This window comes from Skermania sp. ID1734, from assembly GCF_007489285.1.
Lineage (GTDB): Bacteria > Actinomycetota > Actinomycetes > Mycobacteriales > Mycobacteriaceae > ID1734.
In genome coordinates this window covers 63,091-85,858 of sequence record NZ_VLIY01000019.1, presented here as the reverse complement: position 1 = coordinate 85,858, position 22,768 = coordinate 63,091, and the positions used below count along the sequence as shown (strand labels likewise).

The following is a 22,768-nucleotide window of genomic DNA, read 5'->3' as shown; positions in this document are numbered from 1 at the left end:
GCGCGACGTACTTGCGGATCGTTTTCCGGTCGATCCCCAGACCATCGGAAATCTGTACCTGCGACCGGCCCGCATGCCAATGCCGGAACAACTCGATCAAATCGATCATCGTCCACGTTCTCCTTGCCACCTCGGGCCCCTTCCCGGGCCACCTGGCGGAAGGCCCGGTTCGGAGCGAACCTGCGGCAACAGCCCAACCCCGGCCGACACGCCCCAGGGTGGGGAATTACGTGACGGCCGGGTGGGGAATTACGTGACGGAAACCCCCATCAAGTTGGGGAATTACGTGACCGCTGACATACAGAATGCGATGTGAAGTAGGTGCTGCGAGATCGGCCTGTAACAGGACGGCGATTCAGGTATATATTTGGGGCAGATTTCGGTTCGGGGGTCCGGAACTTCGCGCAAATCAGGACAAACGAAAGGTGAACCCGATGGACGCTTACGTGATGAGCGGCTTGCCTGGCATCATTGCCCAGGGAATTCAGAGCCTCTTCTCGATTGCGATGGGCGCGTTTTCGCTTTCGCAGCAGGGCCACCTCTGATTCGGTGCTGAACTCAGCACCATCGATGGCCTAGATCAATAAGGTCCGCCTGACAGCCAGGCGGACCTTATTAATCTAACTCTAAGGGTTGTTCCAGCGGGTCGTACCTGGCGGCGCGTTCAGGGTACTGATTAGGTCAATACCCGCTGCAATAAGCGTGGGTCCGCCGGCCAGGATCGTGCCGAAGACTCCGCCGATTGCCGCACCGATTGGAATCCCCGGGAGGCAACCGACCGCGCCAAGCGGCACGCCGAAGATGCATCCGAGCACGGCTCCGATAGTCAGGCCGACAAGCCCGCCAACAGCCATCGCGATACCCAACTTTTGCGAGAAGTCGGTCATCGCCCTCTGATTCTCCATATTCGACGCAACGGGGTGACGATCTAGGCTCACAACTGAACGCGCTAGATCGGTGCTCGGTGTCAGTGTGATCGATCGAGCGTCGCTGCTGATCGCTGAGTCGATGGGGTAGCTACGGTCTGCCAGATTGTACGAAAGTGGCAGTACTACAAGATCGTTCCCACTCGTATCGCGGATTGCGAAGCTGTTGTGCTCGAGCGCGAAGGTGCCACCATCCAAGGTGACGACAACGTTCTTGCCCGACTGATGCGCCGCGTACTTGACGTCTGGCGCTGCTGGATCCGCGTTTGCGGTAGCAGCCGTGACTGCGAGGGCCGAGATTGCGATGAGGGTAGTAGCGGTGATTGCGCGAATGTTCATGAATGGTCCCGATCGTGCGGTGAACTGGTAGGCGCTGTCGTTGGCCTTTGTGCGCAGATCCGATGCTAATCGAGCTGTTCCAAACCGTGGCCGAAAATTAAACAACCCGCCGGGTAGCGACCCAGCGGGTTGTTGTGGTGATGTCGACGCCCTAGTGCATCCAGCGGGTGGTTCCCGGCGGTGCGTTCAAAGTGTTGATGAGATCGACCCCCGCGACGATCAAGGTCGGTCCGCCTGCCGCGATAATTCCAATGACAGCACCGATCGGCGCACCAATGACTGCTCCTGGTAGACAGCCGATGATGGCGCCGAATAAGCCGATCCCGCAGCCAATCCCGGCACCGACGAGCAGTCCGCCCAATGCTCCAGCTGCGGTAGCCAGGCCGAGTTTGGTTTGAAAGTCACCCATCGCCCGCTGGTTTTCCATATTGGAAGCGACTGGGTGAAGCTCGGGCGCAGCAACAGAGCGAGCCGCGTCAGTAACCGGAGTGAGACGGATGACAGTGCCTTTGTCGGTAATCGATTGGTCGATCGGGTAGGAACGGTCCGCCACGTTGTAGGACAAGGGGAAGACGACCAGGTCCTTGCCATTGCCGTCCCGGACGGCGATCGAGCGATTGTTGTTCTCCAAGGCGAATGTGCCGTGGTCGAGGCTGGCGACGATTGAGTTGCCCACGCGATTGAGTTCGTACTTCACCGGTGCAGGCGCCGTATCGGCTGAGGCGGTCCCGGATGCGACGCTCACCGCGGCGATGGCGAGAAAGGCGGTTGACGTGATTCGGCGGAGTTTCATCGGCGATCCATTTCATTTGTTGCAGGATGCTAGCCGTGTCGCTTTGTGTGACTACAGATAAGAACGGTAACCCACATTCAATGGCCACAGGCGGGAAACGGCCGGGAAAGTAGTTGTGGCCCCGCTGAAGTGCAGGGCCACAACTTTTTGCTAGTTACGGGTTGTTCCAGCGGGTGGTGCCCGGCGGAGCATTGAACGTGTTCACGAGGTCGATGCCCGCGCCGATCAATGTCGGGCCGCCCGCGGCGATGGTGCCGATAACGCCGCCAATTCCGGCGCCAAGCGGGACACTGACCAATCCTGCGGGGCCGCCAGCGAAACCAAGCAGGCCGACAAGAGCTCCGATCGTCATGCCGATCAAGCCGCCGACCGACATAGCGATGCCGAGCTTCGCGGAAAAGTCACCCATCGCCTTCTGGTTTTCGGCGTTCGAGGCGACCGGATGCAGCGCGGGCGCGGCAACCGACTTTGCTGCGTCGGTAACCGCTGACAGCGTCAGCGTCTTGTTGTCGTTACTAATCTTCGAATCAATGGGGAAACTGCGGCCCGCAACGTTGTAGGTCAGCGGCATGACCACCAAGTCGTGGCCGTTCGCGTCCTGAACTGCCCAGCTCTTGTTGTTGTCGACCAGGTGGAAGGTGCCGTTGGTCAGCGTGGTGACCACATCCTTGCCGACTACCTTCGCGTCGTACTTGACGTCCGGCGTAGCTGGCGCGGCGTAGGCAGTTCCGGCCGTGATGCCCGTGGCTGCGATGGCAAGCACCGCGGTCGCAGTAATCCTTCGAAGATTCATACGTGTTCCATTCATTCAGTGAACTTCGCGTCGTCTTGCCATTGGTTGGCTGGCCTGTGTGTCCGCAATCCGGGCTGATTCGTTACACCGACCCGCCCCCGTTTGCCAACAACGAGTCAAGGCGAAAAGGTCAGTCGATGTTAACCCACTTGTGACATGGCTGCGACCACGCTGCTCAGAGTGTGGGCCGTCACCTACTGTTCAGTAGGGGTCGTACGAAATGTTCTCTTTGGGAGTTCCCGTAGCTACCAGCCGGTCCACAGTGCTCCGCGTCATCGCTGGTGATCCGCACACCAAAACCTGCGAATCCTTGAATGCGCCGTGCGCTCCAACCACGTCGGCGAGCGTGCCTTGCAGCACGTCATCGACGGTGAAGCCGAAGTTAACCTTGACTCGCTCATACCACTTGTCCGGCCATTTCGGGTCGAGCAGCTGCTCGATAACGGGCACGACCGTCAGCCAGTCGAACCTCTGACTGAGCAGGTAAAGCATGTCGGCCGCATACAGCTCACGCGGACTGCGGCCACCGAAGAAGAGGAACACGTTCGGGGGGTTTCGGCGGCGCGAGACGTTCAGAATCAGCGCACGCAGCGGGGCCAGCCCGGTGCCGCCAGCGATCATGATGACGTTGCGGCCGGAGTCATCGATCCGCATTTCGCCCGCAGGATCACCCACTTGCCAGACGTCTCCCGGCTTGGTATCGGCGACGATCCCCGGACTGACGAAGCCCGCGGGCAGCGCGCGGACATGGAACTCGAGCTTGCCGTCCAGGGAGGGCGGCAGCGCCGGCGACAAGCGTCTCGTCACCTCGCGATGCTGCGGTACCGCCACCGCGACCGACTGGCCAGCACGGAAGGGGACGACCTCACCGATCAGTCGCACCACGGCAATGTCATGACGCAGCCGATGGTGCTCGACGACAGTCGAGGTCCACATCTGCACTCAAGCGAGATTAGTGCCGCTACACCGGGTCATGCTGGACGCGCGCTGGAGGAATGCCAACTTCGCTCAGGGCGGCGATCGTGGAACGTATCATCAGCGGCGAACCCGACACCTGAATCTGGTGTCCCTTCCACGCGCCATAGCGGGTGACCACCTGGCCGATGCGTCCGATGTGCAACCCCTCCATCCCCTCCGGGATCTCCAGGCTGGGTCCTGAATACCACCACGGATCGTTGGGTTGCTCGACGACGGGCACCACCGTCAGCCACGGGTTGAACTGGGAAATGCGCCACATGGTTTCCAGGTCGTAGAGGTCACAAGGATGGCGCCCGCCGAGAAACAGATGCACCCGCGGATTGACGCCGCTGAAGGTCATCTCCATGATCTGCGCGCGCAACGGTGCCAGCCCCGTACCTGAGGACACCATCAGCACGTCGGCGCCGTCCTGATACACCCGCATGCCACCGAGCGGGGCGCCGAGCTTCCAGCGATCGCCCACCTTCGTCTCGTTGACCAGCGACGGGCTGACCCAGCCGCCGGAAATCTTGCGCACGTGAAATTCGATCTCGCACCGCGAGTTCGACGGGATCGCGGGGGACAGGTAGCGCCACATCATCGGCCGCTGCGGGATCCGCACCGGCAGGTACTGGCCGGCCTCGTAGGGAATCGGCTCGTCGGAAAGCAGTCGGATGATCGCGAGGTTGTCCAAGACGCGCCGGTGCCCCACGACGGTGGCCTCCCAATGCGCCGGCAGGTCGTCCGACTCTGCGCCGTTGGCCATCGCCTCGACAAGCATGGCGATCACCTCACGCCAGGCTGCGTCGATGCCGTTGGTCCAGAAAAGGTCGCCCGTGTACTCGCGCAGTGCGGCAAGCAACGCCGCACCCGCGGCGTTGTAGTGGCCGGCCTCTACGCCGTACTTGCGATGGTCGCGTCCGAGTTGCTCGAGAAACGTCATCACTCGGGCCGGGTTGTCGAGGTTGTCGACAACGAATTTGATTGCTGCGAAAAACCGTTCGCGCTGGCTGTGCAGCGAGACCGGAAACAGCGCCCGGAAGTCCGGGTTCTTGCCGAAGAGATGGCTGTAGAAGCTAGTGATGAGCTTCGTGCCGCCCTGCGGGTTGGCGGTGACGGAGCGGAAGTTAGTGCGCACCAGCGCAATTGAGCGCGCATTCACTGCCCCGACTCCTCCCCGCTACTAGCAAAGACGTCCCGGATGCGTTTATACGCTGTGTACTGGGTCGACGGCCACTGGTGTGCGCCGATTCACCGCCGCAACGTCGGATACAGAGCTTGACCCATTGCGAGGGTAGCGGCACCAGGCCCCAGCCCCGTGGGCTGAGACCGAACATATGGTCGCAAATCGGGGGATTTTAGCGACCATATGTTCGTGCTCACGGTCGGAGGGGCTGTCACCGCATGACATCGGGGTCTTCCGAAAGACCCGTTGCCGCGAACATGTCGCCCGCAGCCGCTTCGAACGCCTTACGGAACCGCTCGATCGGGACGGGCAGCGCCAGATCGGCGTTGAACCCGAAGTGCACCGTCCCGTCGTAGGACACTGCGCCGACGTTCAGGCCCTGATTCTCGGGATTCAGCGGCACCACCGGGTAGGCGTCCAGCACCCGGGACTCGTTGACCCACAACGTGTTCGCCGGTCCGCGGATGTTGGACACCACCAGGTTGTGGGTGGGGAAGTCGATCCCGAGGCCGAGCAAGGTGGTGAACGGTTTCGACAGCAGCGGCGGCACCAAACCGCGCGCGACGATCAGCAGTGCGCCGGCCATAATGCCGTCGGCGCTCTTGAGCTTCTCCATGCGGCTATTGAGGATTTCGACCCGCCGCAACGGATCCGGCTCATTGACCGGGAGCTCGACCACCACGACGGAGATGCGGTTGCCGCCCACCTCGTTTTCGCGGCGAATACTGACCGGCACCAGGCTGGTCGGTTCGTGTGCTGCAGGGTCGGTGCCGCCGTCGGCCAGGTAGCGCTGCAGCGCGCCCGCCACCAAAGCGAGCACGACGTCATTGATAGTGCCCCCGGTTCGATTCGCGACCGCCTTGATCTTGTCGAGCGGTAGGGTCGTGCACTCATAGGCCCGGTTGGTGGTCACCGGATAGTTGAAGTGCGTGGGCGGAGCCGGCTTGCGCCGCTTGATGATTCCGCGTACGACGTCAATCGCATCGCCGAGCGTGGGCTGGAACGCGGTCGGCGTCTGATGCACGGGCACCTGTGCGGTCGGGTCCAGGTCGACCTCGGTGGCGGCCTCATGCAGAGCCGCCGGGTCCGAGGTGTGCGCGTTCGGCTTGTTGGGGACGCCCGTGCCGTTGCTGAGCACCTCCATCAAGCCGCCCAACGCGGAGGTGCCGTCCACCAGCGCGTGGTGAGTCTTCAGCAGGCAGACGATCACGCCGTCTTCATAGCCCTCGATCAGGTGCGCCTCCCAGAGGGGGCGGCTGCGGTCGAGGCGGCGCGACATTTCCACGCCGATGTAGCGCATCAGTTCGTCGTGCCCACCCGGCTTCGGCAGCTTTGCAAGCCGGACATGCCAACGCGGGTCGAAGTGCGGGTCGTCCTCCCATGCGGCGTGCGCGAGACCGGCTGGGTGCTCGTGCAGGCGTTGCATGCCCTTGGGGAAGAGGTGGATGCGTTCGGTGACGAGGTCGCAAATGGCGTCGTGCGAGATGCTCGGGTCGTCTTGGAGAAAGGCCAGGATGCCGATCGTCATGTTGACGTTGCCGGTTTCGGCCAACAGCGCAGCTCGATCAAGTAATGACAATGTGCGCCCCATGCGACCTCCTGGTGTAACCGGTTCCAGGTGACGATAGCGACTTGGGTCTGGGACCCGGTCGGTCGCTACCGCTGTGCAACGGAACTGCTGCCCGACCGCGATGCCAGCAGCAACCCCTCCGCGGCCGCAGCGTCGCACAGTCCGCGGTCGAACGCGCCGAATTCGCATGGCTCGGGCAATGCGCCAGCTGCAGCGAGGGCGCTGGCAAGCTGAACCCCGTCATACGCACGCAAACCGTGGACAGCGACCAGCCGAGCTGCGTCATCGAGAATCTGACCTGTTACGGCGATGACGGCGAACCTGGCGGTTTGTTCACCGTCACCGAAGTAGTCCGCTTCGAACTCGGCGGACAACAATTGCGCCTCGTGTGCGGCCAGTCCACCGCTTCGATGCTTGCGCCACAAGGCGGCCGGAACTTCCACGCGCGCGAGCTGCGAGACGATCACCTGATCCCAGGTTCGGACGGCGTCGGCGCCGGACTCGTCGGAATACAGCTTCACCAGCGCCGATGAGTCGGCAAAGACGATCACTCTCGGCCGCTATGGACATAGTCCGACAATGGCGTACCTGCGCCCGCTGATTTCCGCGCTTGGGCAACGCTCTGGATCGCGGGCCGTTGCCGCGGCGATTCGGGACCGGCAAGCAGTCCAGCTTGGGCAAGGCGTTCACGAAGCCGATCGGCGTCGTTACTTGCATACGAGGGATCCGTTGCTGCGCTGGCGAGCAGCGTTAGGTATTCGTTCAGGCTCTTTCCCTCGCGCGAGGCGACCCGCCGAAGCCTCTCAACGAGCGCATCGGGTGCCCGCCATGTCACTTGTGTCATGCATGCATTCTAGAGTCGCTCACAATCCAGGCGAAAAATTACTAGACTTGAGTGGAACAGACTCAACCTTTGCGGCGTTATAGGGGTAAACCTCTACAGAACCTAGGAAGGTGATTCGTGGACTCGTTCAACCCCACCACCAAGACTCAGGCGGCACTGACTGCTGCCCTGCAGGCAGCGTCTTCCGCCGGTAACCCGGACATTCGTCCGGCGCACTTGCTGGTGGCGCTGCTGGATCAAACGGACGGCATCGCCGCTCCGCTGCTCAAGGCCGTCGGCGTAGACCCGACCGTGGTCCGGCGCGAGGCGCAGGCCATCCTGGACCGGCTGCCGCGAGCCACCGGCGCCACCACCACACCGCAGCTCGGCCGCGAGGCCTTGGCTGCGATTACTGCTGCCCAGCACCTGGCCACCGAGCTCGATGACGAATACGTCTCCACCGAGCACCTCATGGTCGGTCTGGCCAGCGGCGACTCGGTGGTTTCGGAAATCCTCAAGGGCCACGGCGCCACGCCACAGGCCCTCCGCGACGCGTTCACCACAGTGCGCGGTAGCGCCCGCGTGACCAGCCCTGATCCTGAGGGCACCTACCAGGCGTTGGAAAAGTACTCCACCGACCTCACCGAGCGTGCCCGCGAAGGCAAGCTGGACCCGGTGATCGGGCGCGACACCGAGATTCGTCGCGTGGTGCAGGTGCTGAGCCGTCGTACCAAGAACAACCCCGTGCTCATCGGTGAGCCGGGCGTCGGTAAGACCGCGATCGTCGAAGGCCTCGCCCAGCGCATCGTCGCTGGGGACGTGCCGGAGTCGCTGCGGGGCAAGAAGCTGATCGCCCTGGACCTCGGTGCGATGGTCGCCGGCGCCAAGTACCGCGGTGAATTCGAGGAGCGGCTCAAGGCCGTGCTCGAAGACATCAAGAACTCGGCCGGTCAGGTGATCACGTTCATCGACGAGCTGCACACCATCGTCGGCGCCGGTGCGACCGGTGAATCCGCGATGGACGCGGGCAACATGATCAAGCCGATGCTGGCCCGTGGTGAGCTACGGCTGGTCGGCGCGACCACGCTCGACGAATATCGCGAACACATCGAGAAGGACCCGGCGCTGGAGCGTCGTTTCCAGCAGGTGTTCGTCGGCGAACCGTCGGTCGAGGACACCGTCGGCATCCTGCGCGGTCTCAAGGAGCGCTACGAGGTGCACCACGGCGTGCGCATCACCGACTCCGCGCTGGTCGCGGCGGCGACGCTGTCCGACCGCTACATCACTTCGAGGTTCCTGCCCGACAAGGCGATCGACTTGGTGGACGAGGCCGCCTCGCGGCTGCGCATGGAAATCGACTCGCGCCCAGTCGAAATCGACGAGGTCGAGCGCGCCGTGCGACGGCTGGAGATCGAGGAAGTGGCCCTCGAGAAGGAGACCGACGAGGCCTCCAAGCAGCGTCTCGAGAAGCTGCGCCAGGAGCTCGCCGACGACCGGGAGAAGCTGGCCCAACTCTCGGCCCGCTGGCAGAACGAAAAGAACGCCATCAACTCCGTCCGCGAGATCAAGGAGCAGCTCGAGAATCTGCGCGGCGAGTCGGAGCGCGCAGAGCGCGACGGCGACCTGGGCAAGGCCGCTGAGCTGCGCTACGGCCGCATCCCGCAGTTGGAGAAGCAGCTCGCCGAGGCCGAAAAGGCTTCCGGTGCAGCGGGCGACGGTGACGTGATGCTGAAGGAAGAGGTCGGCCCCGACGACGTCGCCGAGGTGGTCTCCGCCTGGACCGGCATCCCCGCCGGCCGCATGCTCGAGGGCGAGACCGCGAAGCTGCTGCGCATGGAAGACGAGCTGGGCAAGCGCGTCGTCGGCCAAGCCGAAGCGGTGCAAGCGGTTTCGGACGCGGTGCGGCGTGCCCGCGCGGGCGTCGCCGACCCGAACCGGCCGACCGGCTCGTTCCTGTTCCTCGGCCCGACCGGTGTGGGCAAGACCGAGCTGGCGAAGGCGTTGGCGGACTTCCTGTTCGACGACGAACGCGCCATGGTCCGCATCGACATGAGTGAGTACTCCGAAAAGCACTCGGTGGCACGGCTTGTCGGTGCCCCTCCGGGCTATGTCGGTTACGACCAGGGCGGTCAGCTCACCGAGGCGGTGCGGCGCCGGCCGTACACGGTGGTGCTGTTCGACGAGGTCGAGAAGGCGCACCCGGACGTGTTCGACATCCTGCTCGCCGTGCTTGACGAGGGCCGGTTGACCGACGGCCAAGGCCGCACTGTCGACTTCCGCAACACGATCCTGATCCTGACCTCCAACCTGGGTGCCGGTGGTGACCGTGATCAGGTGATGGCGGCGGTGCGCAGCGCGTTCAAGCCGGAGTTCATCAACCGCCTCGACGATGTGGTGATCTTCCACCCGCTCACCGAGGAGCAGTTGGAGGACATCGTCGACATCCAGCTGAAGCAGCTGCAGAAGCGGCTTGCGCAGCGGCGGTTGACCCTCGAGGTCACCGACTCGGCGCGGTTCTGGCTGGCGGTGCGCGGCTACGACCCGGTCTACGGTGCGCGTCCGCTGCGGCGACTGATCCAGCAGGCCATCGGCGACAACCTGGCCAAGGCCTTGCTGGCCGGCGAGGTGCACGACGGCGACACTGTCAAGGTGACCGTCACACCGGATGGGGATGGTTTGCTGGTCGGCGCCTAAGTCGCTGGTCGGCGCCTAAGTCGCTGGTCGAGACGGTGGTTATCGGGCCAAATGTCGAGTGACGGGCCCGATAACCACCGTTTCGCTGTGAGGAGTTATCCACAGGAAGCAAACTGCCCCCGCCGCGGGGGCATTTTCGGGTGAAGCTTCTAGCGTTGGTTGCCGGATTAAACCTCGAGCTACTCCGGTAATCGCCCGGTCGTCCAGAGACCCCGATACACTCGGCGCGAAGTCGAGAGGGGCACGCGCGGTGGATCTGTTTGACGTAGTTCGGTCCTGCATCAGACGCTGGTATGTCGTGCTGCCGCTGCTCCTCATCGCCGCGGGCTACGGTTATCACCTGTACTCGTCGGCAAAGCCGACCTACTACTCCAATGCGGTGGTCGGTCTGACCGCCCCCAATAGCAGGCAGGACTTCAATCCGAGCGGAAGCCCGGTGCAGCGCAACGGAATTCTGGACGTCGGTGGCGCGAATCTGCTGGCGAACATCGTCACCATCGGACTTTCCGACCAGACCCTCACCAATCAGGTCAAGGAGCAAGCCGACACCGCGACGTACACCGCCCGAATGTTTCCCGTCCCGGCCCAGTTTCAGCAGCTGCCACTGATCATGATCGAGGCCACCGCGGCAAACCCGGCGTCGGCGACCAAGGCGGTCGATCTGGTTGCCGCTCAAGCCGGTCCGAAATTACAGGCCGTGCAGCAACAGGCCGGTGTGCCGCCCAGTCAAATGGTGACGGCGTTTGCGGTGTCCCCGCCGAGTGCGCCGGTAGCGACGATGTCGGGCCGAATGCGGGCGGTCATCATCGTCTGCGCCGCGGGAGTCGGGATCGCCATCGTCGTCGCAGTGATCATCGATCTGATCGTGCTGCGGTTGCGGGCGCGCTCGCAAAAGTCCAGGCACACCCGTCGTAGGACGCTTCCCCCGTCCGGGAATGGGACGGCGGCCCATCCGCCACAGAAAGCGATGGCGGATTGGCGATGACAACGTCGCTGGCGGCCCCCGAAGTCGTTGGGCCTGCCTCGACGGATGAACTACGTCGACGCACGCCGTGGCTGCTCGGTTTGCTGTGTCTGCTCAATGGCATCCTGCCGAGCTACGTGGTTCCGCCGGGGCCGCTGAAGAGCAACGGCTCGCCGGCGAAGGTCATTGCTATCGGGCTGCTGTTCTTGGTGGCGCTCGGTGTGGTCTTCGTCCGTCGGTCGGGCCGAACGCCACGTCTGCGCCTTGGCTTGGTCTTCCTGTCCGGCTACTTTGTGGCGATGCTCGCGATCTATGGCGTGGGCATCTCGCATACCGATACGCCGGTGGTGGAGGCGACCAAGACCCGCGAGTTCATCATCCTGCTCGCAAACTTCGGCGTCGCGACGTACACGATGATCCGGATCAAGACTGCGCGGCAACGGTATTTCGTGCTCGGGGCGGCCGCTATCGGGTTGACCTTCAACTGTGTTGTCGGTCTGCTACAGCATTCGACGCTTATCGACCTGCACCTGTTGTTCAAGCCACCGGGCTTCGTGCTGACCGACACCAATGAGTACCTCAAAACCGGTGCGAGCCTGGAAGACCGCTTCGGCTCGACCCGCGCCGTCGGCACCACGCTGCACGCCATCGAGTTTTCTGTCCTTGCCGCAGTGGCTGTTCCGCTGACGCTGCACTTCGCCCGTTTCGGCCGGACGGGATGGATCCGATTGGCGGCGATAATGGCCGCAGTCGTCGCGCTCGTGTCGATACCGGCCGGGGTTACCCGAACGGGTGTTGTCGCACTGGCAGTTTCGCTGCTCATCTACGCGTGGGCATTCAAGGTGCGTGAATTGTTCACCGCAGCGCTGCTCGGTGGGGTCGCACTCGGCGTGGAGTTCCTGGTTTCGCCGGGAACCATCGACGCGATTGTCCGCACAGTCACCAACGCCGATGAAGACCCGAGCGTGCTGGCGCGCGTCGCCGATTACGGCCGGGTGGCCGCAACATTCCGCGCACATCCGATATTCGGTCTCGGCCTCGGAGGCGCGCCCCCTTCGGAGTATGGCTTCCTGGACAACCAATGGCTGCAGGCTTTGGTGCAGGGCGGGATCATCGGCGTCGCGGGGATGCTGGTGCTCGCGGTCGGCGCTGTGTTCGGGGTCGCGGGTGCGTTGCGTAGTGCCGCCGACCGCCGCCAACGCGATCTTGCTTTTGCGATGGGCGCCATGCTCATGAGCATCCTGGCGTCGAGTGCAACGTTCGACCTTTTCACGTTCCAGCAGGCAACGCTGCTTTTCTTCGTGCTCTACGGTTTGGTGTGGTCGAACTACGACGTGGCTTTTCCGGAACCGAAAGGATCCGGGTAGTCGCGGCGATGCGTCGGCTGCTCTCGTCGCGTGCCCATTCCGCGGTGGCCGGCCGACCGCTGCGGGCGGCGAGTGCGATCAGCAGATACATGGTCGCGTCGACGGCCGAGCGGGGACCGCGGATCGTCCGGAGTACGGCTGCGGCGGTCGAACGGCCGGTGTCAGCTACCGAACTATCTTGCTGCGCAATCAGTTCCATTACTCCAAGCCGGTGCCGGCGCAGTACGCTGACGAGACTCCGAACGTCCGACGGTGTCCGGATAATCGCTGGGTCGGCGTCCACGACCGCCTTCTCGTCCGCGCTGAATCTGGTGTCGACGTAGAGGTCGTCGGCAGTGACAGTGGGGAATTCGCCGAACCGGGCGTGCCCGTCGCGGCTGAGTGCGTAGGCTCCCGCGCCCCAGGTCCGTGGTTCCCTGCGGTGGATGCGCGTCCGGGCCCGGTAATAGCTGCGCACCAGCGGGCTCGCATCGTGCGTGTCATACCGGAAGTTGTTGCTGGCCACCAACACCTCGCCACCGCACAGGCGGTCGAGAACGGCTAGCGCAGCCGCCGCCGAAACCTCCACATCGGCGTCGAGGTACAGGCGCGGCCATAACGTCGCTGCACGATCCCCCGCGTTGAGCGCCGACGGTTTGGACGCCTGTGCCAACTCCAGCACGCGCACTCCGGGTACTGACCGCGCCACCTCGGCCGAATCGTCGGTGCAGCCGTTGCAGACGACGATCACCTCGAGGTATCCGCCTGACGCGGCTCGGCTCAGTGGTAGGAGCGTGCGCCGTAGCACGGGCGCCTCGTTGTGGGCTGGAATGATCACCGCGCCGCGGGCGGTGGTCCCACCGAAGGCGGGCTCGGCCATTGGGGCGTGCGGAAGATCTTGCCACGCCCGGCGGTTCAGCACCGTGCGCAACATACGCACGCCGGATCCATCCCGGCAGCGCAACAGGAGCGACAGCGCGACAATCGCGCGATACAGTGCGGCATACCCACTGGCGTGAAACTGCTCGACGTAGCGAATCCGATTGACCGCCATCAGGGTTCGTAGCTCGACCGAGCTCCCGGAACCACCGCCACGGTGGCGGCACACCGCGGCCGGCTCATACCGAATCTGTCTACCGCTGTTTCGGATTCGGCGGAAGTAGTCGACCTCCTCGGAGTAGAGGAAGAAGTCCTCGTTCCACCGGCCGACGTCTCGAACGACCTCGCCGGGAATCAATATGGCGGCACCGGTCGCCCAGTCGATGTTCCGCGCGGACAAATAGTGACGGCGCGGCAGGTCGAACTCGGACGAAAATCCGGGTCGGCGCGAAACCTTGCTGCCCAGCAATGCGTCCCCGAATGCACGGGTCACCGACGGCTCACGGTACACCGACGGAAAGACGGCGCCGTCGGCGTCGAGTAGCAGTGGCACCACCGCGCCCACTCCGGGTTCGCGAGCGGTTCGGTGTAAGACGGTCAGCGCGCCCGGCGGCAATTCGAGATCGGCGTTGAGAATCAGGACGTCGTCACAATCGCCAATGAACCCGAGTCCCACGTTGATGCCGCCGGCAAACCCCAGATTGCCGCCGGTCTCGACCACCGTGACGTCGGGATGGCGGCGGACAATGTCAGCCGTTCCGTCCGTCGAGTGATTGTCGACCACGACCACCCGAACCGGGAGGTCGCGGGCATTTACGCGAAGACCGTCGATGAGCGGTTCGACGTCCGGCGCGTTGTTATAGGTGACCACCAGCGCGGTGACGGCGGCGTGGCTGCCCGGCCCGACGAAACCGACCCATCCGGTGGCGGGCGCAGCCGTTATCGGCTCCAGAATTCTTGCGGTGCGCTTCATGCGGAGCAACGCGGGCGGGCAATCGATCAGGTAGCGCCGGCTCAACCGTCGAGGTTCTTGCATCAACCGCCACGCCCACTCGGCGCCGGCGTCTCTGAAGAACTTTGGCGCTCTCTGCATTCGACCGGCGAGGAAATCGATCACCGCGCCGAACGCGAGCAGCACCCGCGCTCCGGTTGCGACGCCGAACCGGCTGATCCACTCTTCCTGGCGAGGCTTGCCAAGTCCAACGACGAGAATCTCGACCTCGGCTTCGCGGATTTCGTGGGCTATCCGTGCGGACGCCTCCGTATCTGTCAATTCCCAGCGCAGTGGCGCCCAGGTGCCGGCGACGCGCAGATCGGGAAAACGCTCGCCCAACCGGACAAGCAGCTGCCGATGGGTATCCGGGTCACTGCCCAGAAAGCCGACCCGTATTCCGCGGTCGCTGGCGGCCGCAAGAATCGGGTGGATCAAGTCGCTACCGGACAGTTTCGGCCATTCTTCGCCGCCGATCTTGTTTGCTTCGTGGACGAGTGGCGCACCGTCGAGCAACGTCAACCACCGCAGGTCGGGCGCCGGATCGGTCGGACGGTTCGCGAAAATATGGAGGTGGTGCAAGTTGGCCGATCCCACGGCCAACGGCCCGGACGAATACGGCGTATCCAAGATCAGCTCGAGCGCTCGGTCGCGGTCCATCAGATCGACTGTGACGCCGTCGACCTTCAGGCGCGGCCAGGGAGTGCCACCGGAGATCATTTAATGCGGCCTCCTCCGGTTTAATGCTGGGAACTGATCTTTACACGTCAGTGACCGTGTCCGGCGGAAATCTAAGGATTTGCCGCGAGTCTCTCCTGTTGGAGAGTGAAAGGTCTGGGATGTATGTCGTGGCTGATCCGGCGCGCTGACAACAGCTCAACCAGGGTGATAGCGTCTGCACCGCAAATCACGGATCGGATCCGGACAAATTTCGCGAAACCGGGGCCTGAATGACTTCCCGAACCGACAATCGCTTTGCTCATATCGACGCGATGCGGGCGCTCGCCGTGATGCTCGTGGTGGTCGCGCACGCCGGTTGGGGCAACATCGTCCCGGGCGGCAGCGGCGTCACAATCTTTTTCAGTATTTCGGGATTCATCATCACGTATCTACTGTTGCGCGAACGCGACCGTACCGGCGGGTTCAAGATGGGTGGTTTCTACCTGCGTCGGGCAGTGAAAATCGGGCCGCCGCTCCTGGTGTGCGTAATAATTCCGACCGTCATATTGGGAGTCATCAAGACAATTAACTGGGCGCCGGTTGTCGGCATCCTGTTCTTCTACTACAACTGGTTCAAGGCGGCGGGCTACCCCGACGCTCCACTGCCCGGTAGTGGAGTGGTGTGGAGCCTGTCGATCGAGGAGCAGTTCTACCTGGGGTTCGCGATAATTTGGGTGCTGACCATACGGTCGCGCGTTCGGTTGCGCTGGCTGGCGGCGGCCGCCGGCCTTGCCGCGGTGGTGAGCCTGGGCCTGCGGATTCTGCTGGCATCCGGGCCGGAAGACCGGATCTACTACGGGTCGGACACCCGCCTCGACGGAATCGCCCTGGGAATTGTCACGGCCATTGCCTTCCATTACTCGCTGCGGCAGTCCGGGGCGGTGCAAAAGGTCGTGCACTGGTGTATGCGCGACAGCGTTTTCTTTGCGGCTGTGTTGCTTTATCTGCTCAGTCTGGTAATTAGGGACGACTGGTTCCGCAACACATTGCGCTACACCTTTCAGAGCGTCGCCGCATGCCTTGTGATTCTGTACGGGTTCGGCACTTATGAATCGCGTACGCGGGCGGTTTTCAACACCCTCGCGAGACTGCGTCTGGTGCGATTCATCGGTTTATCTAGTTACAGCATTTACCTCATTCACATCACCGCCATGTATTACGTGTACGACCTCACCGAAGGGTTGTCTGACCAAGTCCGTACCGCCGTGCTGGCGGTGGCGGGCACGGTATCGGGGATGCTGATCTACCTGGCTGTCGAGCGGCCGGTGCAACGGCTTCGCCGGACAAATCCGGCGCTGCGGCGAGCCTGTGACCCGGGTATCGAGCGGGCAACGGCGACAGTCGAACCCGCAACCGCGAAATAGGCGTCAGGAAAGGCATCGGATGGCAGCCAACCGGGTCCGCCGAATGTTTGTCGACTCGCCCACGTCGGTGGGGGCACGGTTCCGTCACCGCCGGTGGGAGCTTTTCGGCGACACGTTCGGTGACATCGAGAACATGCGGGTGCTCGATCTTGGCGGCACTGTCGAGGCCTGGCTGCGTGCGCCGGTCCGGCCGGCCCACGTCACTGTGGTCAACCTGTACGAGCCGGGTCACTCCGAAGATCCGTCGATCCGGCCGCTGACCGGTGACGCGTGCCAGGCCGCGGATGCGTTGGCGGACGCGGGTTTTGACGCGGACTTCGATCTGGTCTTTTCCAACTCGCTCATCGAGCACGTCGGTGGTCACGCGCGCCGCAGCGAATTTGCCCAGCAGGTTCGCAAGCTGGCGCCGCGGCACTGGGTGCAAACGCCGTACCGCTACTTCCCGGTCGAACCGCACTGGCTGTTCCCGGGAATGCAATTTCTACCGGTCGCGGCGCGGGTCAAGGTGGCGACCCACTGGCCGCTGGTGCACACGCGGCCCTCGTCGGTCGATGAGGCCCGCAACGAAGTGCTGTGGACCGAGTTGGTCGGCATCACCGAGATGAAGGAGTACTTCCCGGGGTCGACGATTCTGCAGGAGCGGATGCTGGGGCTGACGAAGTCGCTGATAGCGGTGCGCTCGTGACGTCTAGACCTTGAACTCCCTGTGCGTGAATTTTCACCGCCCGCGGTGAAAATTCACGCACAGGGGGCGGGGGCGGGCGCTAGCGTTTCGGTTGCCAAACCTTCAGGTACGCGACGTCGAGGTGATCCGTCGCGGTCGGGTCGGTGAGGGTGTAGCCGATATTGCGTTGCCAGATGGTGTCGACCATCAAGTCGATGATGATTTGCATCGGCTGATCGGCGATCTGACCGGGGACCGTGGAGGTGAACCGGCCGCATTCGTCGCCGTCGATGTAGAAGGCGACGTAACCCGGTTCCCAGTCCATCCCGTAGTTGTGAAAGTCGTTCGCATAGTTCTTGTCCGCGCACTTACCGCGCGTATTCAGGATCGGGTCGTTGACCTTGTAGTACTTCTGCCGTCCCGCGTAGGCGTAATTCTGGTAGATGATGTTCGGAATGCCCGAGATGTTTTCGACGGCGTCTATCTCGTAGTCGTACTTGTAGTCCTTGTTCGCCGGCACCATCCAGAACGCGGTGAACATCCCACGGGTGGTCGGGAGCTTCATACGGGCTTCGACGTAGCCGTATTTGAACGTGAACAAGTAGGGCTGTGCCGGGCTCGGCCGCGCGGTGGACAACAGCCCGGACTTGTAGGTGCACACGTCCTGGAAGCACGCAGCGTCGTGTCTCGGCGGGTTCAACGGCTCGGCCACCAGATGCGCGACGCCGTCGCTGATCTGGACCTGGCTCGGCAGGTAGTGCTCTCGGCCGTTGTTGAAGCTGCTGGTGCAGTCGCCGTTGTTCCAGTCGAAGCAGGGCGTCAGTTTCGCTGGGTCCAAGGCGGTGCCGTGAAACTCGGCGTCGTACGCCAGCGACCACGAGTTGCCGGGCGGTGGAGTGGTGGACTGCGACTGCGCAGCCGTGCCACGACTGCATCCGACGAGTGAGCCCATTGCCGTCACCATCGCGACGACAGCGATCAGCGGTCGCGAAACCATGATCCACCGCTCGCCGTTGGTCGGCCGTTGCTGGTGCTCGCACACGGAGCAACGGTGCGTGACAATGCGTGGCGCCGGGCGCCGAGCGGCGTAGCGGCGGGGAGTCGCCATTCGTCGTAGGCAGCGGTGGCTGCCGCTCCCATTAGTAACCAGAATCCCGTCGCAGCCGAGTAACCGAGCACGCTGCTGCTGTTGATTATCGTTCTCGCTTTCCGCAAGAAATCAAGATCGATGTTGGTAAGCAGTAACGATCGCTCGTTGTCCATTTTCGACAGCAATTCGAGAGTCGCTGACAAATTCGCGATGCGAAATTTGATCGACCGCCCGTGCCGATCGAGTTCGAGAAATGCCGGGAAATCGCTAGATTTCTCTTCCGGCGATGTCGGCGTGACGATGTCGAGGCTCGATGCATCGCAATTCGATAGCACCCCGTCCAGATCGAAACGGATGTCTGAAAGCACTACCGGCAAGCGCCCAATTGCCCGCCGCGCCAGAATTGCTTTTCGGGATCCCTGAAGCCACCGGTACCGCCACCGATGGTCGGCAAGTAGTTTGCGCCGGTCCGGCTGGCGGCCGTCGATAGTGCCGCATGTCGTGTGGAGCGGAACCTGTTCGGGGTAGTGCAAACCAACATGGTGATGGGCCGCTGTCAGTTGGTCCAGATTCATCGTCAGGCTGTTGTGCGTGACGGGTATCGGTCCCACCACCACCCGCTTGCCGGCGCGTCGCAACCTCGCTCCGTATTCGACCGCGTAAGCATGCCAAGACAGTTGCGCGCTTTCCGACAGCGGCGAGTCCAGTACCTGCTGTCGGCGCGCGATAAACAAGAGTTCGTCGACGCTGTCGACATCGACAAATCCGGTGCAGGCTCGGCCCGTCAGCACGACACGGTCACGGATGCGGCCGACAAGCTCGCCGCGGGCCGTCATGCCGGTTGCGCCCACCAACCCGACTCCGGTATCGGACACAATGGCCGACGCCACTTCCTCCAAACGCGCCAATGAATGGAGGTACACGTCTTGATGAACGAAGACCAGCACCTCATTTCTGGCCATGGACGCACCATGATTCAGGGCCGCTCCCGCAGAGGGAAATTGTCGCTGTGCATTGTCGACCACGATCATCTCGGTGCACGGCCCAGCGCTGCGGTGACTTTCCACCGATCGAATCAGGCAATCGCGCAGTACATCGGGTCTGTTCGACACGCAGATCAGCGAAATCGGCGTACGCGACCGTGGGTTCACGGGTCTTAGTATGTCGACTTTCGCGTTCACGGCTGTTGCGATGACGTTGTTTTGTCCAACGCCTCGCCGAGGGACGGTGCCAGCGTTCGAATGTAGGTTGCCGTGATGTGGGTGTAGTCGGCATATACGAGGACGCCTCCGATTACCGCCGGGCACGTACCCGCGGAACATAGTCCGGCATTCATGTCGAGTAGGGTCGCACCGACTTTGCGCGCTGCATCGCCGAGTGCGTCGGACGCGCCAAGACCGCGGGCGAGTGGATAACTGAACGAGCCGCTGGCTTCCACTCGCCCGGCCGGGTCGAAGATTCCGGCGTTATATGGCTGCGGAGTGTCGGCGATCGCGACGACGTGGGTGCCGTGTGCCATCAGATCACGCCACGCTCTGGCGAACCCGTCGACCGCTTGCTGGTGCGTCGCGTCGGATCCGTAACCGAAGCCGGACCGCGCCGAAGTGAACGCGATGTCGACGGGGTCTCGGTCGAGGATCGCCTGCACATTCGCGTCGAATTGTTGGCAGGTGGCAAAACCGATGCCCTCGGCATATGGGCAGGCCCCTTTGAGATAGGTCCGCACATGCCAACCCCGCTGCTCGGCAAGTAGACGAATTGCCGGCAACCACTGGGAGGCGTGCGAGTCACCGAGAACCGCCACTTCCGCGCGAGCCCCCGCGGTGATGCCGAAATCGCACCGGATGACTGATGCCAGTTCGTATTCTTGCTGGCAGTCCTGCCCGCCGATATCGTTCGCGGCGATGATCGGATCAGGATGAATCCCTGGTGGCGAGTGTCCAGCGCACGCCGGAACCAGGGCGGCCGCGCCCGCGCAATCCCGAGGACCGTGGTCGAACGCCGAAAGACTGGCAAGCGCCCTGTCGATCTTTGTTTGGCTCGTTGTGTATATGACCGAGCCGATAGCAACCACGACAAGAGCCAACGCACCGATGCCTGCCAGAAGTGGCCTGGCAGATGTGCGAGCGCGTCGGGTTTCCACGCGCGATTTCGGGGGCCGGCGGAACGGATCCTCGATCCATTTCTTCGATAGCCAGGCCAGCAGAACCGCGGCGAGTACCGGAAGGGGACGCAGCGGCGCTGGCAGTGTCGAACCCGGTCCCAGCAGAAGTACCGGTGTCAAGGCGATGAGCGGCCAGTGCCAGAGATAGATCGAGTAGGAGATATCGCCGACGAACTGAACCGGGCGCAGGCCGGCCAGCCAGGAAGTGGATAACCGTCCGGGCACGTCCCCGGCAGTGATGACCAGGGCCGTAGACAGCACGGGGACGGCCGCGATATATCCCGGGAACATAGTCGTGGCGTTCAACAGTAGTGCGCTGGCAAGGATGCCGAAGTAGCCGAGCCAGCTCAGCGCGATCCGCAAGGCATTCGGTGCCGCGCGCAACTCCGGAATGGTCAGTCCCAGTAGGCCGCCGAGGCCGAGTTCCCACATGCGGGTAGGGGTTATGAAGAAGGCCCATGTCGGGTTGGCGCTGGTGATCCATACCGAGTAGGCGAACGACACAACGACAACCACTGCGACGCTCGCCGCGAGCATCCGCCGGAGTTGGCCGGTTCTCCGGCCATACCACGCCGCCGCCATCAGTAGCACGGGCCAAACTAGGTAGAACTGCTCCTCTACGGACAGTGACCAAAAGTGCTCGAGCGGGCTGGCCGCAGTGGCACCGGCTAGGTAGTTCAACGACGCAAAGGCCAGCAGCCAGTTTTGCACGTAAAACGTTGAGGCAAGGAGCTGACGGCCGATCGTGTTCCACATCGCCTGCGGCAGCGCGAACACGGTCACCAGTCCGACGACCGCGAGGACGGTCAGTGCCGCGGGCAGCAGACGGCGCGCGCGCCGGACGTAGAAGTCGGTAATCCGGAAGCCCCGCGAACTCTGCAAGCCCTCGGCGATGTGGGAGGTGATCAGGAATCCGGATATGACGTAGAAGACATCGACACCCACATAACCGCCGGGAACGAGCCGGGCCTCCATGTGGTAAACGACGACGAGCATCACAGCGAGTGCCCGCAATGCCTGGATCTCGACGCGCACCCTCACAAACCACCTCCGACACTCGCCTCGTCGCTCGGGCGGTGACCGACGAGACGCAGACCCATGTGCCGCAGTTCGGCGAAAAGGGCTGGGTGTGCGAGACGCAGCAGAGCAAACCAGGTGACACCGGCTGCGAGCAGCCCGACGATTGCGATGACGAGCTGGCCGCCCGCAATGTGCGAGGTGACCAGCAGATAGGCGGCCGCACCCGAAAACCCCAGTTGAACCGCGGGAAGCAGTGCATCAACCTGCTCGCGGATCGAAATGCCAAGCAAGCGGCGGCGGACGAACCATTCGATCGGAAGTAGCGCGGTGCTGGTTGCGGCGAGACCGACGGCAACGCCGAACGGACCGAACGGAAGGCCGCCCACGATGCCCGCTACGGCTGCAGCGGTAGTCAGTACGGCATACCTGAGCGCGAGTGATGCTCGGCCCATACCGAGCATCAGCGAAGTGGTGGTCGGCCGATACGTTGCTTGCAGCGCCCCGACCAGCGCAAGAACCTGAACGATCCGCACTGCAGGCAACCATTGGGACCCAAACACAATTGGCACCAGCTGCGGTGCTGCGGCGGCCGCCAGTGCCATTGTGGGTACCGCGAGCGTCGCCAAGGTGCGGGTGGCGCGCGCCATCTCGGTGCGGAGCGCCCGTACATCCTCAGCGAGGCGGGAAAATGCCGGCAGCAGCACCGCGCCGACGCTTGAAATGGCAAGTTGGACCGGCAAAAGCAGCAGTCGGTAGGCCAGGCCGTAATAAGCCAGTGCCGCGGCACCGTAGACCCTGCCGATCAGCAGGTTGTCGATATTTTGCGAGATGGAGGTGATCAGGATGCCGGCCGCGAAAGCGCGCCACGAAAATCCGGCGATTGTTCGTAGCTGGCTGACTTTCAGATTCGGGCGGTAACCCGCGCGCAGGAATACGAGTAAAACCACCGTAAGGACGTCGGTTCCGACGACTTGGACGACCACCGCCCAGTAATTGGCCCACTGAATCGCCACCGCCAAGCCCAGCAAGCCGCCTGCGAACGCGGCCACAGCATCAGCAATGCCAATTCTGCGAAATTGCATGTTTCGCATGAGCATTGCCCGCGGGGTGATCACTGCCGACCGGATGAGCAGACTGGCAGCAAACGCCACCAATACGACCGTCAGCTGAGGTGTCTTCATGAATGACGCCCACAATGGCGCGATGGCGACGGTTATGCCCGTGAGCATCGCGCCGACAGCTAAGTTGACCGAAGCTGTCGCTCCGGGCATGGTTTCCGAGATTTTCTGACGCTGAATAAGCGCAACCGAGAAGCCCTGATCGAGGAATATGCTCACCATTCCGATAAATACGGAAGCCTGCGCCGCGACACCGAATTCATCGGGACCGATCAGCCGTGCCAGGAAGATCGTGAAGAGGGTCCGCGACACCTCTCGTCCCAGCATGGAGACGCCGCTCCACCGCATTCCGGACGAGAGTTCCACT

The 22,768-nt window shown here is 63.1% G+C and carries 18 protein-coding genes and 1 pseudogene; 5 read left to right on the top strand and 14 right to left on the bottom strand.

The window, feature by feature from the left end; genetic code table 11:
• The 9 genes and pseudogenes from FOS14_RS20905 to FOS14_RS20865 all read right to left on the bottom strand — a co-directional run.
• Positions 1–109: pseudogene (locus tag FOS14_RS20905) on the bottom strand (integrase); the annotation flags it as partial.
• Between the two features lie 517 nt (positions 110–626).
• Positions 627–1,265, bottom strand: a complete 639-nt coding sequence (locus FOS14_RS20900) for an ammonium transporter (protein ID WP_143772788.1) — start codon at positions 1,263–1,265, stop codon at positions 627–629.
• Positions 1,266–1,416: 151 nt separating this feature from the next.
• A complete protein-coding gene (locus FOS14_RS20895; protein WP_143772786.1) occupies positions 1,417–1,962 on the bottom strand; it encodes an ammonium transporter in 546 nt (181 codons plus the stop codon).
• 250 nt (positions 1,963–2,212) lie between these two features.
• Complete coding sequence (locus tag FOS14_RS20890) at positions 2,213–2,851, bottom strand: ammonium transporter (protein ID WP_143772785.1); 639 nt, start codon at positions 2,849–2,851, stop codon at positions 2,213–2,215.
• A gap of 201 nt (positions 2,852–3,052) precedes the next feature.
• On the bottom strand, positions 3,053–3,787 hold the full coding sequence (locus tag FOS14_RS20885; protein WP_143772802.1) for an FAD-binding oxidoreductase: 735 nt from the start codon (positions 3,785–3,787) through the stop codon (positions 3,053–3,055).
• Positions 3,788–3,812: 25 nt separating this feature from the next.
• Complete coding sequence (locus tag FOS14_RS20880; protein ID WP_185981872.1) at positions 3,813–4,970, bottom strand: globin domain-containing protein; 1,158 nt, start codon at positions 4,968–4,970, stop codon at positions 3,813–3,815.
• Between the two features lie 235 nt (positions 4,971–5,205).
• The gene (locus FOS14_RS20875) at positions 5,206–6,585 is read right to left on the bottom strand and encodes a wax ester/triacylglycerol synthase family O-acyltransferase (protein WP_185981871.1); all 1,380 of its coding nucleotides are present in this window, start codon (positions 6,583–6,585) and stop codon (positions 5,206–5,208) included.
• 65 nt (positions 6,586–6,650) lie between these two features.
• A complete protein-coding gene (locus FOS14_RS20870) occupies positions 6,651–7,115 on the bottom strand; it encodes a type II toxin-antitoxin system VapC family toxin (protein WP_143772783.1) in 465 nt (154 codons plus the stop codon).
• On the bottom strand, positions 7,112–7,408 hold the full coding sequence (locus FOS14_RS20865) for a transcriptional regulator (protein ID WP_143772782.1): 297 nt from the start codon (positions 7,406–7,408) through the stop codon (positions 7,112–7,114). The genes FOS14_RS20870 and FOS14_RS20865 overlap by 4 nt, the downstream gene beginning before the upstream one ends.
• Before the next feature lie 117 nt (positions 7,409–7,525).
• Between FOS14_RS20865 and clpB the strand changes: the two genes are divergently transcribed.
• The 3 genes from clpB to FOS14_RS20850 all read left to right on the top strand — a co-directional run bounded on the left by clpB (position 7,526) and on the right by FOS14_RS20850 (position 12,412).
• Entirely contained in the window at positions 7,526–10,081 is a 2,556-nt protein-coding gene (gene clpB / locus FOS14_RS20860; RefSeq protein WP_143772779.1) for an ATP-dependent chaperone ClpB, read from the top strand.
• 250 nt (positions 10,082–10,331) lie between these two features.
• Entirely contained in the window at positions 10,332–11,066 is a 735-nt protein-coding gene (locus tag FOS14_RS20855; protein ID WP_143772776.1) for a hypothetical protein, read from the top strand.
• Positions 11,063–12,412, top strand: a complete 1,350-nt coding sequence (locus FOS14_RS20850; protein WP_143772773.1) for an O-antigen ligase — start codon at positions 11,063–11,065, stop codon at positions 12,410–12,412. Before FOS14_RS20855 ends, FOS14_RS20850 begins: the two co-directional genes overlap by 4 nt.
• Here FOS14_RS20850 and FOS14_RS20845 read toward each other — a convergent pair.
• Complete coding sequence (locus FOS14_RS20845; protein ID WP_143772770.1) at positions 12,315–14,981, bottom strand: WecB/TagA/CpsF family glycosyltransferase; 2,667 nt, start codon at positions 14,979–14,981, stop codon at positions 12,315–12,317. The two genes, FOS14_RS20850 and FOS14_RS20845, sit on opposite strands and share 98 nt — an antisense overlap.
• 230 nt (positions 14,982–15,211) lie before the next feature.
• On the opposite strand from FOS14_RS20845, the gene FOS14_RS20840 reads away from it, so the two are divergent.
• Both FOS14_RS20840 and FOS14_RS20835 read left to right on the top strand, forming a co-directional pair.
• Positions 15,212–16,345, top strand: coding sequence for an acyltransferase (locus tag FOS14_RS20840; RefSeq protein ID WP_143772768.1), 1,134 nt, complete (start codon positions 15,212–15,214; stop codon positions 16,343–16,345).
• Positions 16,346–16,364: 19 nt separating this feature from the next.
• Positions 16,365–17,030 carry a class I SAM-dependent methyltransferase gene (locus FOS14_RS20835; protein ID WP_143772766.1) on the top strand — a complete coding sequence of 222 codons (666 nt, stop codon included), beginning with the start codon at positions 16,365–16,367 and terminating at the stop codon, positions 17,028–17,030.
• Between the two features lie 79 nt (positions 17,031–17,109).
• Here FOS14_RS20835 and FOS14_RS20830 read toward each other — a convergent pair whose 3' ends face one another.
• From FOS14_RS20830 to FOS14_RS20815, 4 genes are all read right to left on the bottom strand, one after another.
• Positions 17,110–18,006: a family 16 glycosylhydrolase gene (locus tag FOS14_RS20830; RefSeq protein ID WP_185981870.1), complete on the bottom strand. Its 897-nt coding sequence runs from the start codon at positions 18,004–18,006 to the stop codon at positions 17,110–17,112.
• A complete protein-coding gene (locus tag FOS14_RS20825; RefSeq protein ID WP_255450497.1) occupies positions 17,988–19,211 on the bottom strand; it encodes a glycosyltransferase in 1,224 nt (407 codons plus the stop codon). Before FOS14_RS20825 ends, FOS14_RS20830 begins: the two co-directional genes overlap by 19 nt.
• A 65-nt stretch (positions 19,212–19,276) precedes the next feature.
• Entirely contained in the window at positions 19,277–21,298 is a 2,022-nt protein-coding gene (locus tag FOS14_RS20820; RefSeq protein WP_185981868.1) for an acyltransferase family protein, read from the bottom strand.
• Between the two features lie 2 nt (positions 21,299–21,300).
• Complete coding sequence (locus tag FOS14_RS20815) at positions 21,301–22,767, bottom strand: oligosaccharide flippase family protein (RefSeq protein ID WP_143772757.1); 1,467 nt, start codon at positions 22,765–22,767, stop codon at positions 21,301–21,303.
• Between the last annotated feature and the right edge of the window lies 1 nt (position 22,768).

Excerpts from the sequence above, each read along its gene's own strand:
- FOS14_RS20885 (WP_143772802.1), bottom strand. The coding sequence starts at position 3,787 with ATGTGGACCTCGACTGTCGTCGAGCACCATCGGCTGCGTCATGACATT.
- FOS14_RS20865 (WP_143772782.1), bottom strand. The coding sequence starts at position 7,408 with ATGACACAAGTGACATGGCGGGCACCCGATGCGCTCGTTGAGAGGCTT.
- FOS14_RS20830 (WP_185981870.1), bottom strand. The coding sequence starts at position 18,006 with ATGGTTTCGCGACCGCTGATCGCTGTCGTCGCGATGGTGACGGCAATG.
- FOS14_RS20890 (WP_143772785.1), bottom strand. The coding sequence starts at position 2,851 with ATGAATCTTCGAAGGATTACTGCGACCGCGGTGCTTGCCATCGCAGCC.
- FOS14_RS20845 (WP_143772770.1), bottom strand. The coding sequence starts at position 14,981 with ATGATCTCCGGTGGCACTCCCTGGCCGCGCCTGAAGGTCGACGGCGTC.
- FOS14_RS20835 (WP_143772766.1), top strand. The coding sequence starts at position 16,365 with ATGGCAGCCAACCGGGTCCGCCGAATGTTTGTCGACTCGCCCACGTCG.
- FOS14_RS20840 (WP_143772768.1), top strand. The coding sequence starts at position 15,212 with ATGACTTCCCGAACCGACAATCGCTTTGCTCATATCGACGCGATGCGG.
- FOS14_RS20850 (WP_143772773.1), top strand. The coding sequence starts at position 11,063 with ATGACAACGTCGCTGGCGGCCCCCGAAGTCGTTGGGCCTGCCTCGACG.
- FOS14_RS20900 (WP_143772788.1), bottom strand. The coding sequence starts at position 1,265 with ATGAACATTCGCGCAATCACCGCTACTACCCTCATCGCAATCTCGGCC.
- FOS14_RS20875 (WP_185981871.1), bottom strand. The coding sequence starts at position 6,585 with ATGGGGCGCACATTGTCATTACTTGATCGAGCTGCGCTGTTGGCCGAA.